Origin of the sequence: Shewanella youngdeokensis (genome assembly GCF_033180165.1) — a bacterium.
GTDB lineage: Bacteria > Pseudomonadota > Gammaproteobacteria > Enterobacterales > Shewanellaceae > Shewanella > Shewanella youngdeokensis.
In genome coordinates this window covers 4,044,676-4,060,996 of the sequence record NZ_CP136522.1, presented here as the reverse complement: position 1 = coordinate 4,060,996, position 16,321 = coordinate 4,044,676, and the positions used below count along the sequence as shown (strand labels likewise).

General features: G+C 43.7%; 10 protein-coding genes. 5 read left to right on the top strand and 5 right to left on the bottom strand.

Annotated elements, in window-relative coordinates; translation table 11 throughout:
• Positions 1-16: 16 nt before the first annotated feature.
• Both RGE70_RS17310 and RGE70_RS17305 read right to left on the bottom strand, forming a co-directional pair.
• Complete coding sequence (locus RGE70_RS17310; protein WP_310472666.1) at positions 17-1,006, bottom strand: 2-dehydro-3-deoxygalactonokinase; 990 nt, start codon at positions 1,004-1,006, stop codon at positions 17-19.
• Between the two features lie 3 nt (positions 1,007-1,009).
• Positions 1,010-1,777 carry an SDR family NAD(P)-dependent oxidoreductase gene (locus RGE70_RS17305; RefSeq protein ID WP_310472665.1) on the bottom strand — a complete coding sequence of 256 codons (768 nt, stop codon included), beginning with the start codon at positions 1,775-1,777 and terminating at the stop codon, positions 1,010-1,012.
• Positions 1,778-1,987: 210 nt separating this feature from the next.
• Here RGE70_RS17305 and RGE70_RS17300 point away from each other — a divergent pair, with 210 nt between their 5' ends.
• The gene (locus tag RGE70_RS17300) at positions 1,988-2,686 is read left to right on the top strand and encodes a FadR/GntR family transcriptional regulator (RefSeq protein ID WP_310472664.1); all 699 of its coding nucleotides are present in this window, start codon (positions 1,988-1,990) and stop codon (positions 2,684-2,686) included.
• 79 nt (positions 2,687-2,765) lie between these two features.
• Here the strand turns inward: RGE70_RS17300 and RGE70_RS17295 are convergent, their stop codons facing one another.
• Positions 2,766-4,904, bottom strand: coding sequence for an alpha-galactosidase (locus tag RGE70_RS17295; RefSeq protein ID WP_310472663.1), 2,139 nt, complete (start codon positions 4,902-4,904; stop codon positions 2,766-2,768).
• 213 nt (positions 4,905-5,117) lie between these two features.
• Between RGE70_RS17295 and RGE70_RS17290 the strand changes: the two genes are divergently transcribed.
• Positions 5,118-7,079 carry a beta-galactosidase gene (locus RGE70_RS17290; protein WP_310472662.1) on the top strand — a complete coding sequence of 654 codons (1,962 nt, stop codon included), beginning with the start codon at positions 5,118-5,120 and terminating at the stop codon, positions 7,077-7,079.
• 224 nt (positions 7,080-7,303) lie between these two features.
• The gene (locus RGE70_RS17285; protein WP_310472661.1) at positions 7,304-9,034 is read left to right on the top strand and encodes a class I SAM-dependent methyltransferase; all 1,731 of its coding nucleotides are present in this window, start codon (positions 7,304-7,306) and stop codon (positions 9,032-9,034) included.
• A 2-nt stretch (positions 9,035-9,036) separates the two neighbouring features.
• On the opposite strand, the gene ftsZ is transcribed toward RGE70_RS17285, so the two are convergent.
• Positions 9,037-10,191: a cell division protein FtsZ gene (ftsZ, locus tag RGE70_RS17280; RefSeq protein WP_310472660.1), complete on the bottom strand. Its 1,155-nt coding sequence runs from the start codon at positions 10,189-10,191 to the stop codon at positions 9,037-9,039.
• Between the two features lie 52 nt (positions 10,192-10,243).
• Positions 10,244-11,251, bottom strand: coding sequence for a helix-turn-helix transcriptional regulator (locus RGE70_RS17275; RefSeq protein WP_310472659.1), 1,008 nt, complete (start codon positions 11,249-11,251; stop codon positions 10,244-10,246).
• A gap of 644 nt (positions 11,252-11,895) precedes the next feature.
• Here RGE70_RS17275 and RGE70_RS17270 point away from each other — a divergent pair.
• Together RGE70_RS17270 and RGE70_RS17265 are read left to right on the top strand one after the other, a co-directional pair.
• Entirely contained in the window at positions 11,896-15,294 is a 3,399-nt protein-coding gene (locus tag RGE70_RS17270) for a helicase-related protein (RefSeq protein WP_310472658.1), read from the top strand.
• 13 nt (positions 15,295-15,307) lie between these two features.
• Positions 15,308-16,264 (top strand): DUF4391 domain-containing protein, encoded by a 957-nt coding sequence (locus RGE70_RS17265; protein ID WP_310472657.1) that lies wholly within the window; start codon positions 15,308-15,310, stop codon positions 16,262-16,264.
• Positions 16,265-16,321: the final 57 nt, after the last annotated feature.

Sequence of the window (16,321 nt, the reverse complement as noted above, 5' to 3'; positions counted from 1 at the left end):
AGGCTTGGGTATTAACTTAAGTCTTGGCTTTATATGGGGTAGCTAAGGGCGCTGTGGTTGATGGGTTTAATGTGCGATATACCACTTCAAACCCGGTGAGTGTCGCCTCGTAAGCGCTGCTTAGTTTGGTACTTATTTGGCAATAATTTAACACTTTAGCAAAGCACTGGCTCAAGTGATTTGAGCCAATAATAGTAACCGGTGGCAAGGTTGATAAGTCCCACTCTTTGGCCTGCAGCGCTGCTTTTACGTCGTGGGCAATCAGCAACCCAGACAAATAACAATGCGCTTGTTTGGCGCTTGTATCACCAAATAATTGTTCGCTACGCACACTAAATAAACCGTGGCTAAAGTTATCAATGTCGCTGTCTATAATAAATTGTGCGCCTTGGTTGAAGGCGTCAAAGTCAAACTCGGCCTTTGAGGTTGTTTGTTGGATCAACACGCTATGGTTAGACAGCAAATCATACAACTCACCGGTTAATGCCGTTTTAAATACCTGCACAATGCCATTTTCAATTAATACCCATTTAGTGTGCGTGCCCGGCATGCAAATTAAGTGGCGACCCTGTTGATGTAACGGATTAAGATTAAGCCAGCCTAAAAGCTGCATTTCTTCACCGCGCATGGCGTCAAACAGGCCATTCAATGTTTGGCAGCTTAGCCCCGGAAAAATAGTGATGGGGTTACCGTTACATACAAAGTTTACCCCTGCCGAAATTACGCTGCTTGGCGCCACAGGGCAAGGCAGGTATTGTGTTTCTTTCCAGCCGATACTAGAGCCTATTTGGCCAATCATTAAAATGTCGAGCACCCCATGCTGCTCAATCCACGGGGTAATGCTTTCTAGTAGGGTGGTTTTAAAATCGCTTTGTATCTTTTTTACGCCAAAATTATTAACTCTCTCAATAACTTGCACTGGTTGGTAAGCGCTAACTAAGCAAAGGTAAGCTCGTAAATGACTGGTGCCCCAATCAATGGCTATAAAGTGGGTTGCTACAGACACAATTTAGGCTCTCCCACCGTCGATATTAATACACTGCCCTGTAATGAGTTCGCTGTTGTCAGAGGCTAAAAACAGCGCCAGTGCCGCTACATCGGCAGGTGTTATACGGCGTTTTAACGACATTTCAGCGGTCCATTTGGCTTCTTCTTGCGCGGTTAGCCAACTAGAAAGCTGTTTTTCGGTTGCTACCCAGCCCGGTAAAATGGCGTTAACGCGAATGCCGTGGGGGCCAAATTCGGTTGCTAAGGCGCGGGTCATTCCTATTAGTCCTGCTTTGGCAGTCACGTAGCCCGTCATCTCTTTTGCGCCAAGCAGAGCGTTAATGGAGCTGAAATTAATAATGCTGCCTGATTGGTGTTGTTTCATTATTTTAAAGGCGGCTTGCGAGGCGAAAAAAGCAGGATCTAAATTAACTTGCATGCATTGCTGCCATTGCTGCACTGAAATATCTTCAACTGCATGGCGTGAATCGTCGGCTACATTGTTGATTAACACATTTAAGCCGCCAAAATGTTCCGCCGCCTCATTTAATGCCAATTGCAGTGCTGTGGTGTTGGTTACATCGGTTGCCTTAAACCAAATAGCGTGGCGGTGTTCAGTTGGTTGCTGCTTTATTAGGTTTGTGGCCGCTTGCTTGTCGATATCGATAAAGGCCACTTTGGCGTGTTGCTGCAAAAAAGCAGTGACCATTGCTGCACCAATACCGCTTGCCGCGCCGGTAATAAATATGACTTTATTGTTGAGCTGTTGATATTGAGTTGAACCGTTCACATTTTGCTCCACACTCGCTGTTAATACATTGAGCTAGCAAGGCCAGATGCTCGCTGCCTGCCATAAAAGATACCCAGTTCTAGTAGGCTAAAAAAACCGATCAAGATCACTCTTTTATCATTGTTCGGCTTTTAAAACAACGTTATGCCATATGTGTACATAAATATGATATAACTTATTTAAGTACAAATAACTGGGTAATAATTAGGCATGGCTAGCGCTCCTCGACAAAATCTTACACATCAATTAACCCACGATTTAGGTATTGCCATTGTGCGCGGCGTTTATCCTGTAAGCCAAGGTTTGCCGTCTGAAGCCGATTTATGTATTGAATATGATGTTAGCCGTAGCTCAACCCGCGAAGCGGTTAAAATGCTGTCGGCTAAGGGCTTAATTACATCACGGCCAAAGCAGGGTATTAAAGTGATGCCCGAAAGCCACTGGAACATGTTTGATACCGACGTACTCGGTTGGATTTTAAGCAGTAAACCGTCACTGTCGTTATTAAAAGAATTTACCCAAGTACGCGGCGCACTTGAGCCCGAAGCCGCTGCGTTAGCGTCGGTTAACGCTACCGATGCCCAACTAGACGATATTGCTAAAGCGCTCGAACGTATGTATGAAGCAGAGCAGGGCTTAGATGATCCCTTAGAGGCCGATATTGCGTTTCATACCGCCATTTTAATCGCCAGTGGTAACCGTTTTTTTGTCCAGCTAACTGAATTTATTAGCACCGCATTACGGGTGAGTATCCGTTACACCAACAAAATTAAAGGTGTGGCCGGAGCCGACGTGCAAAAGCACGCTGAAATATACCAAGCGATTAAATCGCGTAAGCCAGAGTTAGCTAAAACGGCCGTTGCCACCATTTTAATCGAAGCGTTAGCGCTAATAGAGTCGCAGCTGTAACGCCTAAAATTGCGAGTTAAAACCAAAAAAGCGCTCCTCAATGAGGGGCGCTTTTTTATTGTGGCAATTGGGCGGTAACTTATTGGGTTTCGACTTGATTGAGCTCAAAAATAATTGAGGTTTGCGGAAACGTAATTGGCAGCTGCATACCAATTTGCATTAGTGCTTCGCCAGTAAACGTTTTGCCCTCTATTACGCTTAATACATTACTGGAGTATTCAAACAGCTCGGTGGGCCATATTTTATTAAGGGTGTAGTGAGCGTGGGGGTTTAGCCCTGCAAAACGGTATTTTGGCGGCACCGTCCGTGGGGTTTCGTTAATATTGTTATAGGCAAACAAGCCACGGCTGGCGTCGGTATTAAGTATGCCAAAATTAATTGATAGGTCGTCACTGTCTAAACGGATTAACTTACCAGAGTGAATTAACGCCCGATGCTGCTTATGCAGTTTTATGATGTGCTTAAGCTGGCTGCGTTCGCTGTCGGTTAGCTCTCGTGGGTCCATTTCGATACCCATATGCCCAAAAAATGCCACCGCTGCCCGCGTAGCAATACTAATGTGCCGTCCGGTAATGTGGCAATCGCGTGGGCCCACATGTGCGCCCATTAGCTCGGCTGGGAAAAAATACGAACAGCCACGCTGAATGTGTAATCGGTCAAGCGCATCGTTGGAGTCCGACGTCCAAACTCGGTCGGTATGCTGCAATATACCTAAATCAATACGGGCGCCGCCCGACGAGCAGCTTTCAATTTCGATGTGCGGCTGCGCTTGTTTTAAGTCGCTAATTAATTTGTATGCCGCCAGGGTTTGCGCATGTACCGCCGGCTTACCTAACGCATTACCCGCATGGTTTAAGTCGCGGTTCATATCCCACTTAATATAAACAATGTTGGGGTACGCCTGCAAAATGGCGTTAATAGCGTTAAATAGGTAATCAGTAACGGCTTTTTGGGTTAAATCCAGCACTAGCTGTTTTCTAAAACTAAGCTGTTGATTACCTGCTGTTTGCAATACCCACTCTGGGTGCGCGCGGTATAGGTCGCTGTCTGGGTTAACCATTTCAGGCTCAAACCATAAACCAAACTCCATACCGGCTTGGTTTACATGGTCAATTAATGGTTGCAGCCCTTGGGGGTAAATGCTGGTGTCTACCGTCCAGTCACCCAGCCCGGCAAAGTCGCCACGGCGTCCTTTAAACCAGCCGTCATCAAGTACAAATCGCTCGGCGCCAATATCAGCCGCTTGCGTGGCTAACGCCTTTAATGTGGCAACGTTATGGTTAAAGTATATGCCTTCCCACGTGTTGTAATGCACTGGTCGCGGCTTTTGTTTAACCGCAGGGCGAATAAATTGCTGGCGAATAAACTGATGATAACAATGCGATAAACCACTAAAGCCTTGGTCAGAGTAGGCCATATATAGCGTAGGGCTAACATAGTGTTGCCCGGAGGCTAACACGAGTTCGCCTGGCATTAACAGCTCGCCCATTTGTACATAGCTGCGGCCTTCAGCCAGTAGCTCGGCACGCATTTTGTGGTTACCGCTCCAACCTAAATGAAACCCATAACACTCGCCGCCTTGCTCGTGGGTCAGCTTGTTGTGCATAACCAAGCCCGGAAAATTGTCGTGAGACGTTTTGCCTTTGCGGTTTTCTCTGAGGTAGCTTCCTAAAAACAAATCAAACGACTGCCGCTGAAACTCATTTGACCAACGGCCCTCAAAAGACATGATTTGATTAATATGCAACGGTAACGGCAAGGTTGGCGCTGCGCACCAGTTTAATTGCAAGGGTTGCGGCCCATCATGGTGTAGCGCTGTTTTGGCCGACAGTACGTCGGTAGCATAATCAAGGCTTAGGGTGTGCTTTACGCTTACGTGGCGCAGTGTATCAACACTGGTAAATACCACCTGCTGCGGTGTTTGCTTAATGTGGGTGAGCTTGCCACCTAACGACCAAGCATGGCTATCGTTATTAATTTCGATACCGGGTGCGCCCGTAAAACCTTGACCCATTAAAGGCGACAGCGAAATGGGCGCTTCGGTGACTACCGAGCACTTAGCTTCTTGGCGGGTCGACAGCTGGTTGACCATGTCGGCCGTAGTGGCATTAGACAGCCTTTTACCAAAATAAATAATTGCCGGCGTTTGGCCGTGACAATCAATAATCAAGCTTGTATTTAGGCTGTGTAATATCACCGACGTAGCAAGTTGCTCCATGCTGTTAAATTCCCTGTAGACTCACAATAAAAGCGATTATAAACAAGTTGGCAAACTAACGTTAACAATAATGCTATATATCATATAAATACTGAGTTAGTATATTTTCCATCAACCAATACGCGCACAAACCAACGCCCATGTAGCGGAAACCGCGGCGTTATTGAAATGCCCATTCGAGCAACAATACGGAAAGTTAATCGGAGAATAACCATGTTAGGTGTTTGCTATTACCCAGAACATTGGCCTGAAAAACAATGGCAGCAAGACGCGCAAGAGATGCGTGAACTCGGGTTAAAATATGTAAGAATTGGCGAATTTGCTTGGTCTAAAATTGAGCCTAAAGCTGGCAAATATGACTTTGCATGGCTAGACAAAGCCATTGCAACCCTTGCTGCCGAAGGCCTACAAGTTGTTATGTGTACGCCAACCGCAACCCCGCCAAAATGGTTAATTGATCAATACCCCGACATTTTACCCGTCGATATTAACACCGGCGTTACCCGTGGCTTTGGTTCGCGCCGCCACTATGACTTTTCAAGCCCCAACTACTTTACCCAAGCCATGCGTATTTCTAAGGTGCTTGCCAAGCGATACGGCAACCACCCCAGTATATGTGGCTGGCAAACCGACAACGAAATTGCCTGCCACGACACCACGCACAGTGGCTCGCTCGCCGCAAAACACGCGTTTCAGTTATGGTGCCAGCAGCAATACGGCAGCATTAACACCTTAAACCAAGCCTGGGGCAATATATTCTGGTCAATGGAATATCAAGACTTTAGCCAAATAGAACTGCCCATTTTGGCTGTAACCGAAACCAACCCTGCGCACCAATTAGCGTATCGTCGCTTTAGCTCTGATCAAGTAGTGCATTTTCATGATGAAATGATCAAAATTATTCGCCAGTATGCACCTAACCGGTTTGTTACCCATAATTTTATTCCGTTAGTCGACACCCAAACCGACAACTTTGCCTTAGCCAAAAACCTAGACTTTGTTAGTTACGACAACTATCCCCTAGGCCGTTCGGATATGTTTTTTAAACATATGCCAGCCGAACAATACAAACCTTATATGCGTACCGGCCACCCCGACTTTTCGAGCTACTCGTTCGACCAAAGCCGCGGCGTAAGCCAAGGCAATTTTTGGGTGATGGAACAACAACCCGGCCCAGTAAACTGGGCGCACCATAATCCGCGCCCCGAAAAAGGCATGGTGCGGCTGTGGTCGTGGCAAGCGTTCGCCCACGGCGCCGATTGTGTTTGCTATTTTAGGTGGCGCCAAGTGCCTTTTGCCCAAGAACAAATGCATGCAGGCATTAAACGTAACGACAACTCAAAAGCCGCCGCGTGGCACGAAGTTAGCCAAATGCGCGATGAGCTCACCCAAGTGCAATTACCCCTAGAACAACCCGTACAGGCCAAGGTTGCCATAGTGACCGGCGCGCATAGCCAATGGGTAACCGAAATTGAACGCCAAGGCGACAGCTACAACCACCAACGGGTTGAGTTTGCCTACTACAGTGCATTGCGTCAGCTTGGTGTGGCGGTTGACTTTATCTCGGTCGACCACGACTTAAGCCTGTACCAATTAATTGTGGCGCCGTGCTTACCCGTAGTGTCAGCCGAGTTTGTGGCTAAATGCCAACAGGCAACTGCGCACTTGGTATTTGGCCCCCGCAGCGGCGCCAAAACACCAGAGCTGAGCCTAGTCGACAACTTAGGCCCCGGCTTACTGCAGCAACTTATTCCAATTAAAGTGTTATCAACCGAAACCATTCGCCCCGACTGCAGCGAAGTGATGACCTACCAAACCCAGCAATTTAGCAGCCAATGCTGGCGTGAAGAAATTGAACTTGGTGCCGGCGTTACCACCGTGGCGCAATATCACGACCTATTGCCCGCTGTGGCGCGATATAACAACACCAGTTATATCGCCTCGCTCACCTGCGATGAATTTTTAATAAGTTACTTCAGCAGCTTATGTGCCGAACAAGGCATTAACACCATTACCTTGCCAAAAGACGTACGCCTAGTGCAGCGCGGTCAATACGCATTTGTATTTAACTACGCAGGCAAGGCTAACAGCATACCTGCAACCCTTAGCGGCGAGTTCGTACTCGGTAGTGCCACACTCGCGCCGTACGATGTTGCCATTATCAAACTGCCCTAAGCCACAATACCAGCCAGATTAACTCTGGTTGGTAGGCTTTTGTGCCCACATGAGCTTTTACCCCTTAAAATTGCTTTAAACAATGATTAATAACCCAAAGTAATGCAGTTAATTGCGTTATAAAATTTTGTGCGCACTACAGCATAAGTGCTTATTTTTTCTGCCATAACATTAACAGTTATGGCAAGATTAAGGCACTCATCGGTTCTCGTTAAGCGTATTAAATGACTGACTTTTATAGCGATAACGTTAAAGATTTATCGGCACAATATAATGCTCAACAGTTTGAGGAGGTGCATCAGTCATGGCAGGCATATTGGCCGCGCCACGGCCAGCGTGTACTGGATGTTGGCGCCGGCACCGGCCGCGACAGCAATTGGTTTGCCGAGCAGGGCTGCGATGTTTACGCACTAGAACCCAACACCAAAATGCGTACCGAAGGCCAGCGCTACACCCATAGTCAAGATGTCACCTGGCTTGCAGATTCGCTGCCCGATTTAAAAAATATTCTCGCACTTGGGCTGCGGTTTGACCTTATCTTGTTAAGTGCCGTGTGGATGCATGTTCCAACTTCGCAGCGTGATCGCGCCTTTCGCAAGCTCAGCAATTTACTATCTGCCAATGGCAAGCTGGTTATTACTTTACGCCATGGCGAGTTTACCGACGGACGCAAGAGCTATCCGGTCAGCGTAGCCGAACAAGAGATGCTTGCTAAACGTTATGCGCTCGAAATGGTGCACGTGCAAAAGGCAAGCGACAACATGAATCGCGCTTCGGTAAGCTGGGAAACCGTTGTTATGAACCTGCCCGACGACGGTTCGGGCGACCTAATTAAAATTCGGCACATATTGGTTAACGACAATAAAGTTGCCACCTACAAACTCGCATTATTGCGAGCGCTTGTGCGCATAGCCGACGCCCATCCCGTTAGCGTGTGTGATAAAACTGACGGCAAAGTGGCGTTACCACTTGGGTTAGTTGCACTCTATTGGGTTAAGCAGTATCGCCGTCTGCTAAGTTTTCCGTTGGCGCATAATGCCAATGGTTGCCAGCAAGGTATTATGCAATCGAGCAATGCAAACAAAGGGTTGGGGTTTATAAAGCACAGCTGGCATGCGCTTAATAACTTAAGTGCCGATGACATTTGTATAGGCTCATTGTTTTTAGGTGACGAGGGCAAAGCCGTAACGGGCGCGCTATCTGACAGCGCTGCCACCATTCGCGACATGCCTGTTAAACACCTGTGGAATAGCGACAAAAGCAGCCATATTTTTGAAGTACAAAAGCGCACCGTTCGTAAAACGGGGCACGTATTAATTGATAAACAGTACCTTGAGTCTTTTGGGGAGTTCATTCTTGACGATAGCTTTTGGCAAAGCCTAAAAGTATTTGGTGGCTGGATAGAGCCACTTATTGTTAATCAATGGATCAGCAAGATGCAAAGCTTTGACGCCAATCGAGCTCAAAACATTACGCTAGAACAATATCACCAAGCACTACAATGGATAGATGCCAAGCACGACACTAAATTCGCCAGGCATCGCGCAGACGAAATGATCCAGCAAGGGCAGCTGTTGGCGTCAGTTTGGAGCGGGCGCGACATAAAAAATAAATACCACATGGATCACTGCATTCCATTTGCGCATTGGCCGAATAACGATTTATGGAACTTGCTACCCACAAGCGAAAAAGAAAACCTCAACAAAAAAGACCGCGTACCGAGCCAGCAGATCCTCAAACACTCAAAAGGCCGCGTTATTGACTGGTGGAGTAACGCGTGGGGCACCGAAAGAAGCAAAAAAGCCTTTATGGTACAAAGCGTAATGGCCTTGCCCGGGCTCGACGCCCACACCTCGAATTTTGATGACGTGTTCGACGCCATGAGCCTGCAAGTGCGAGGCGTTAAGGGCAAGCTATTAGTCACAGAATGGAGCCCCAAATTTAATAGCTTGTAGGGTTATAGCCCCTTGGCTAAGTTGTTTTGGCGCGTATACGTGGGGATGTCGAGTTCAGTTTCGTAGCTAGGGTCATTACGGCCATCCCTAGATTTTGCCTTAAGTAGATCGCTTACATTCACTAGCTCTAGCGAATTAAATCGATCTTTTTTGGGTGGTATTGTGGTGGCGTCGGCCAGTATTGCATTGTGCGCCGAAGGGGCTTGAATGCCCGTGGCAATAATCATCAGCTCAAGCTCACACTCAAGCTCTGGCACAATGGTTAACCCTATAATGACCAATGCGCTTGGGTCTAACTGCTGCTGAATGCTGGCACCAATACTATTATATTGGCTGAGCTCAATATCTTCAGTCGCCATCACACTTACAATTGCCCCTTTTGCATGAGTCAGATCAACCTCTTCTAGCAATGGATTTTTTAGTGCATTGTTAATGGTTACTTGTAAATCTTCGCCCTTTTCTTGTTTTGCCACTCCCATCGCCGCACGGCCTTGATGGCTAACAACCGCGATAAAGTCATTTAAGTCGATATTAATTAACCCTGACTGACTAATGGTTGTTGTTAGCCCAAGTAGTACATCTTGCAAAATACGGTTACTTTCAAAAAAGGCGTTAAGCAGAGATATTTTCTTTTCTAATGTTTCAATGAGTTTATCGTTGGGTAGTACGATTACAGCATTTGCTTGTTGCATTAGTTGTTCAACACCATTATTAGCAAGCCGATTTCTTTGGTGGCCTTCAAAGCTAAAAGGGGTGGTTACCACCGCGACTAAAGGTTTATTTAACTCGGTTGCAATTGAGGCAATAAACGGGATAGCGCCAGTACCCGTGCCGCCTCCCATGCCTCCGGTAATAAAGATAATATCGGCAAAGGTTATTAGCTCTTTGAGCTGCGCTGCTGATTCTTGTGCTGCTTCATGGCCTTTTTCAGGTTTAGCACCAGCACCTAGCCCTTTGGTGGTTTCTAAGCCTATTTGCAAGCGAGTATTACATTGTGAGGCGGCTAACGACTGTGCGTCAGTGTTAACGGCAACAAGCTGCACGTTGTCACTTAAAGGCGACGCAGCGAGTTGATTAATGGTATTGCAGCCACAGCCTCCCACTCCAAAAACGGCAATGCGAGGTAATGGGTGGTCTTGTGTGAGTAAGTCAAACATCGGTTCATCTCCTTAAGCTATGTACTGAAGCGTAACCTAAGCTTGCGACAACTTAAGTCGCAGCATTTTGATATCGAGTATTCATCTTGTTGAGTAATCGAGTGAAATGAGCTCTTAGTTTGACGGGGGCAACGACCTCAACTTTGTCAGCCATATTCCACAAGAATGCTTTTAATTCTGGAGTGTCTTCAACTCTGGCGGTAACGCGATAGCGGCCATCTTCTAATTGCTGAACCCTTTGCTCTTCACTTAGTTTGGCATTACGCATAATAAAGTCTGCCGAGGCTGAAAAAAGCAATTCAATGTCAATCAACCCTGATGTGCATTTATTTTTGCTTTGAGCAATATCGGCATCACTTCGGGTAATTGATGGGGTATCGAGTAAGCGTACGTTACGAAATAAGTCGATAGATTTGGCATAAAGTGTTGGATCAACTGTGCCAATAGTAAATGTAAGTAGCGCAACGCCATCTGATACCAGTATGCCTTCAGGGTTTATTGGGCAGTAATCAATCCAATAGCTTTTATCTTTGATCACCCGTTTTATTTGGCAGGCTATTTGGAACTTGTTAAGCAGTGCATATTGCACCGTTTCAAATATCTGTGGATCTTGCTTAGGAATGATTAAAGGAAATTGCTTAGGTAACTGCGCAACGCGGCATGCCCAATACAGCCAAGGGTTGTCGGGGTCGCTAGCTAATACTTGATTTGCACGTTCAAAATAAGGGGCTAGCTGTTTGAGGCTTTCGGGCGGAAGTAACTCGCTTGCACTGTGCTTTAGCGTGTGAAACGCCAATGCCATATGGTTATCCATCAATGTTAGGTTAAGGCTACGCCAGCAGGCTGCAATAGACCAGCCAAAAGGTTTACTTCTATCATCAAGCTCTAGCCCAAACAGACCCATGTCGTGCATGGTTTTTAGCTCTCTTTGAACGGTTCTTAGGCCTACGTCATAGTCACGACTTTGGAGTTTATCGGTAACATCATTAGCAGTTACACGCCTTGGGTGACGAGGTATTAGCTCAAGCATGGCAATTTGACGCTGGATTTTGATTTGCATTGAAAGCGCTCTCTATTTTTTATGCCAGTAGCATAATACTAAGCTGCGACAAAAACTGACGCACAATGCGGTTTTATTATAATTATCTGTAATTTATTAATTGGTGGGTGGTATTAAAGTAAGTCGTTTATGTCGATAAAACAGTTGTTTATCCACATGTTTATTAGCGTACCTAAAAGCAGTGTGAAGTGGCATCGAATAATTTATTGTTAAGAAACTAAATATACTCCCTGATAGTTATGATGACGAAGAACATTTAAACAATAATCCTACACTCATCTCATAGATGGTGTATTGTCATCAGTTATTGGCAGTTAGTGCTAAGTAATATTGATCAACCTCCCAACCTTATACTTTTCAAGTTGCTGATCTCAATGGTTTTATGCTTGATACTGGCGAAGGGTGTTGATGAACTATATGGCAAAATGTATTTTTGGATGAGTCATTGAGGGCTCCCCAGTTTTACCGTATTCTCCCATTTATTAATTTATAGAACAAACTAGCTAATTAGGTAGTTGACTGATCAAATCCTAATCTTAAAAGAAATAGCAGCTTATTTAAAACTGCGGCTTTAAAGTTGGTGGCTCTTGGGGCTTTAAGGGCAAAGACCTGGAAGCATGGGTTGAGAAAAAGAAGAGTAATAAATGCTAATTGATAACGTAACAACTAAAGTATCTGAAACGCTTTCCAATTCGATTCAAGCTAACGATAAGCTGTCTGTAATGACAGGGCTTTTCTCCATCTATGCTTTCGACCATCTAAAAGATTCCTTGAGTCAGTTAGATTCAGCACGATTGTTATTCTCTCAAGCTAAAGGGTTTGATTCACTAGGTAGTGAATCGCCTTTCGGTGCGCTGAATGGTACAGCGTTAGAAAACAAGTTCCGTAATCAGTTAAATCAAAAAGCAATAGCGCAAGAGTTTGCTCATTGGTTAGAGGAAAAGGCATCCGTTCGCTTAGTGCAACAAGCTGGAGCTGTTCATCAGCACATTACGCACGTAAATTCACATTCAGAATCAATTGCAATAAACGGTGCTCAATTCAATGGTCAAGGTATTGGATTAACAGAATCGAATGGCTTTGACATGATTAGTCTTGCTAATGCAGATCAAGCTAAAGAGCTTTTAGGGTTCTTTAATAGAGTTTGGGGAAGCAAAGCACAAGTTAAAGACGCAAAGGCACTTCTACAAGCGGAGCTTGCCAAATTCACGACTGATCAAACACCACAGTTTATCTACTTCATTACGTTATATAATATTTTTAAAGATTTTGTGGGTGATCTGCAAGAAGACAAGATCCTAAAAACTAAAACAGGGTTTAAAGATACAATTGTCTGGAACAAGCTGTATAAGTTTCAGAAAGATGGTGTATTAGGTGCAATCGACAAACTTGAGCATTTTAACGGTTGTATCATCGCTGATAGTGTTGGTTTAGGTAAGACATTTGAAGCACTTGCTGTAATCAAGTATTACGAGCTTCGTAATGATAAGGTGCTTGTGCTTTGTCCTAAAAAGCTTCGTGATAATTGGCTAATCTACACGCAGAACGACAAAAGAAACTTACTTTCTAGTGATCGCTTTAACTACGATGTTCTTAACCATACAGATATGAGTAGAACAGGCGGTTATTCTGGTGATATTAATCTTGAAACTATCAATTGGGGTAACTACGACCTTGTAGTGATAGATGAATCTCATAACTTCAGAAATAACAACCCTAAGAAAGACGGTCGAAACCGTTACCAGAGGTTACTTGAAGATATCATTCAAGCAGGGGTAAAAACGAAAGTACTGATGCTCTCAGCTACGCCCGTAAATAATCGTCTAAATGACATGAAAAACCAAGTTGCGTTTATCACTGAGGCGAATGACCAAGCTTTACATGATCACGGTATCAACAGTATTGAAGGGACGCTAAGACAAGCTCAAACTCGCTTCTCTAAGTGGGCTGAACAAGATCCTGATATTCGAACATCGAAAGACCTTTTAGACTCGATGAATTTCGATTATTTCAAACTACTGGATGTTTATACAATAGCTCGTTCTCGTAAGCATATTGAAAAATATTATGGTACTGCTGATATAGGAAAGTTCCCGACTAGACTACTACCTGTAAACCTAAAAGCATCAATTGATCTTAAAGACCAGTTCCCTCCATTGGAAGAAGTGAATAAGACCATTAGAAGGTTATCACTTGCGTTCTACTCACCGATGAAATACGTGAGAATGGACAAGAAAGCTGAGTATGCAAGACGATACGACCAAGAGGTTAAAGGCGGCAAAAGTGTATTTAAGCAAGTAGACCGTGAAGAAAGCTTGATCCATCTTATCCGTATCAATCTGCTTAAGCGTATGGAAAGTTCAATTCATTCGTTCACGCTAACATCAGAAAAAGTGCTTACTCAGGTAGATACACTATTAAATAAAATTCATAATTTTAACGCTAATATTAAGCCCCATATTAATAAAGAAATAGCTAGTGATGAATTAACAGAAGAGTTTGTTGCTCCACCAATTGAAGAAATTGATGATCTAGAATTTAACTCGCCAGAACTCGCTCCATATCTAATTGGCAATAAAACTAAAGTACGCATTCAAGATATGGATTTAGTTCGATTCGCTCAAGACCTTGAAGCTGATAGAGTGTTCCTACAAGAGATTGTTCGTGAATCAAAGAGCATCGACTCAATGCGAGATGCCAAGCTTTCAATGTTGAAAGAAGCGTATCTAGAGAAATGTAATAATCCAATAAATGGTAGTAATAAAAAAGTTATTATCTTTACTGCTTTTGCTGATACCGCTGAGTATCTATACAAAAACTTATCATCTTGGGCTTCACAAGAGTTGGGTCTTCACTCAGCCATTATTACAGGTCAACGCACTGAAACGACCTTGCGTACTCCTAGCAAGAATGGACGGGACGGAAAAAAATTCAAAACAGATTTGAATAGCCTTTTAACTCACTTCTCGCCTAAATCAAAAGAGCGTGAAAAAGTCTTTCCAGAGTTTAAAGAAGAAGTCGATATTCTTATAGCTACCGATTGTATCTCTGAGGGTCAGAACCTTCAGGATTGTGATTATCTAATCAACTATGACATTCATTGGAATCCAGTTCGTATCATTCAGCGTTTTGGGCGTATAGACCGTTTAGGTTCAGTAAATGATGTGATCCAGCTTGTTAACTTTTGGCCAAACATGGAGTTGGATGAGTATATCAATCTTGAAGCAAGAGTTAGTGGGCGAATGGTACTACTTGATATTTCAGCAACGGGTGAAGAAAACCTGATTGAAACAGACTGTGAACAAGATTCTAAGAAAAGCAAAGGAATGAATGACTTAGAATATCGAAGGAAACAGCTTGAGCAACTTCAAAATGCAGTTGTTGATCTTGAAGACATTTCAGGTGGCGTATCTATCACTGATTTGACACTAAATGATTTTAGAATGGACTTGTCAGGGTTCTTAAGTAATAAAGAGTTAAACAACAAAGAAAATGACAATTCTAGCGTATTGGAGAAATCACCGATTGGTTTGTTTGCGCCAGTTGCTCTTTTTGATACAAGAGGAGACAAAGAAGCATTTGAATCTGAATCGAGTCAATTTTCTGCTGACTTTTCGCAAGTGCGTGACGAGATAGAATCAGGAGTGATCTTTTGCTTAAAAGACATTAAGGGGAAAGTTCAGGTTGAAGAAAGCTATTCACTTGCACCTTACTATCTTGTCTATATTTCTGATGAAGAAGAAATTTTACTTTCGTTTACTCAGTCAAAACAAATCCTCGATCTATGTAAAAAACTAGGCTCAGAGCTAACCAATATTGACCAATCAACAGACGCTTACAATCAGTTTGCAAGACGTTCTCAAAACGGTAAACAAATGAAGCATTACCAGAATCTTCTTGCTAAGGCGGTAGAAAATATTGCAGGTAAGAGTGAAGAAATTGGAGCAAAGAGTCTCTTCAATAGAGGTGGAACGGTTTTATCTGCATCAAGCACTCAAAACGTCAATGATTTTGAAGTTGTTAGCTACATGGTCATTCTTTAGGAGCATAGCTGTAATGGAGCTAATCAACTTTATAAATAACGATAAAACAGAACATAGCAGTTTGATTGAAAAGGTTTGTGATAATTTATCCCTTCCAGATTCAACGTTCCTTGGCACTCGTATCACCAAGAAGATGCTGGTGGATAACAATGATCTGAATAGCCATGATAAAAAGCTAGTAACGGACGTTATTCAATCTATCGAGTGGCTGAACACCCTTAAGCCAGAAACACTCAATGTTCCTGTTTATGTCACTGATACTGTTGAGTACATAGAGATAGCAGTAATTCGCGTTGTACTTAAAAACGCTAGAATTGAACAAAACAGTAAGAATAAAGCCAAGCTCAACACCTCAATTTTAAGTAAGGTAGCCAAGCTCTTACATACGCTGATTCCTTATCCAGTGATTTTACTTTTAGAATTAGGTGAAGAACTAGCGATAAGCCTAGCCGATAAGCGTATCAACCAAGCAGACAAGAGTAAGCTGGTTATTGAGCATATCTACAACAGTGATTGGTTAAGCTCAACGGGATTAACGGAAAATGAGAATAATTTTCTCAATGACTTTTCTCTGAAAAATATTTCAAGCCTTAACTACTTTGAGCTTTATCAAGGCTTCATTTCAATGCTTATAGGTTTAGAAACAAGCAAGATTTCAGGTCGTTATCTTTTTAAAAATAATTCAGGTAACAATCTTTCAACTGAACAGAATGATAGCGAAGCTGAATCACAAGAAGAGCTGCTGCAATATGATACATTCTCGAAACCAAAAGTCAGTGCATCTTTTTCAGAAAAAACTAACGAAGATAAAACAGCTTTGCTCAAAGAGTTGGAAAGTTTAGAGGCTGATCTTAGTAGCATCAGGAACAAGATTAAGAAGGAGACGCAAATGAATACCAAAATGCGTCTTAACGTTGAAGCACGCAAGATTAAACAAGCAATTACAGCAATCAAAACTCAACTAGCGTAGCTCTGTTTGAAGAGATGATTTGAAAAACTGTATTTGAATAAGAATTAAAACTTAAAA

Excerpts from the sequence above, each read along its gene's own strand:
- RGE70_RS17275 (WP_310472659.1), bottom strand. The coding sequence starts at position 11,251 with ATGCAAATCAAAATCCAGCGTCAAATTGCCATGCTTGAGCTAATACCT.
- ftsZ (WP_310472660.1), bottom strand. The coding sequence starts at position 10,191 with ATGTTTGACTTACTCACACAAGACCACCCATTACCTCGCATTGCCGTT.
- RGE70_RS17265 (WP_310472657.1), top strand. The coding sequence starts at position 15,308 with ATGGAGCTAATCAACTTTATAAATAACGATAAAACAGAACATAGCAGT.
- RGE70_RS17270 (WP_310472658.1), top strand. The coding sequence starts at position 11,896 with ATGCTAATTGATAACGTAACAACTAAAGTATCTGAAACGCTTTCCAAT.
- RGE70_RS17285 (WP_310472661.1), top strand. The coding sequence starts at position 7,304 with ATGACTGACTTTTATAGCGATAACGTTAAAGATTTATCGGCACAATAT.
- RGE70_RS17300 (WP_310472664.1), top strand. The coding sequence starts at position 1,988 with ATGGCTAGCGCTCCTCGACAAAATCTTACACATCAATTAACCCACGAT.
- RGE70_RS17295 (WP_310472663.1), bottom strand. The coding sequence starts at position 4,904 with ATGGAGCAACTTGCTACGTCGGTGATATTACACAGCCTAAATACAAGC.
- RGE70_RS17290 (WP_310472662.1), top strand. The coding sequence starts at position 5,118 with ATGTTAGGTGTTTGCTATTACCCAGAACATTGGCCTGAAAAACAATGG.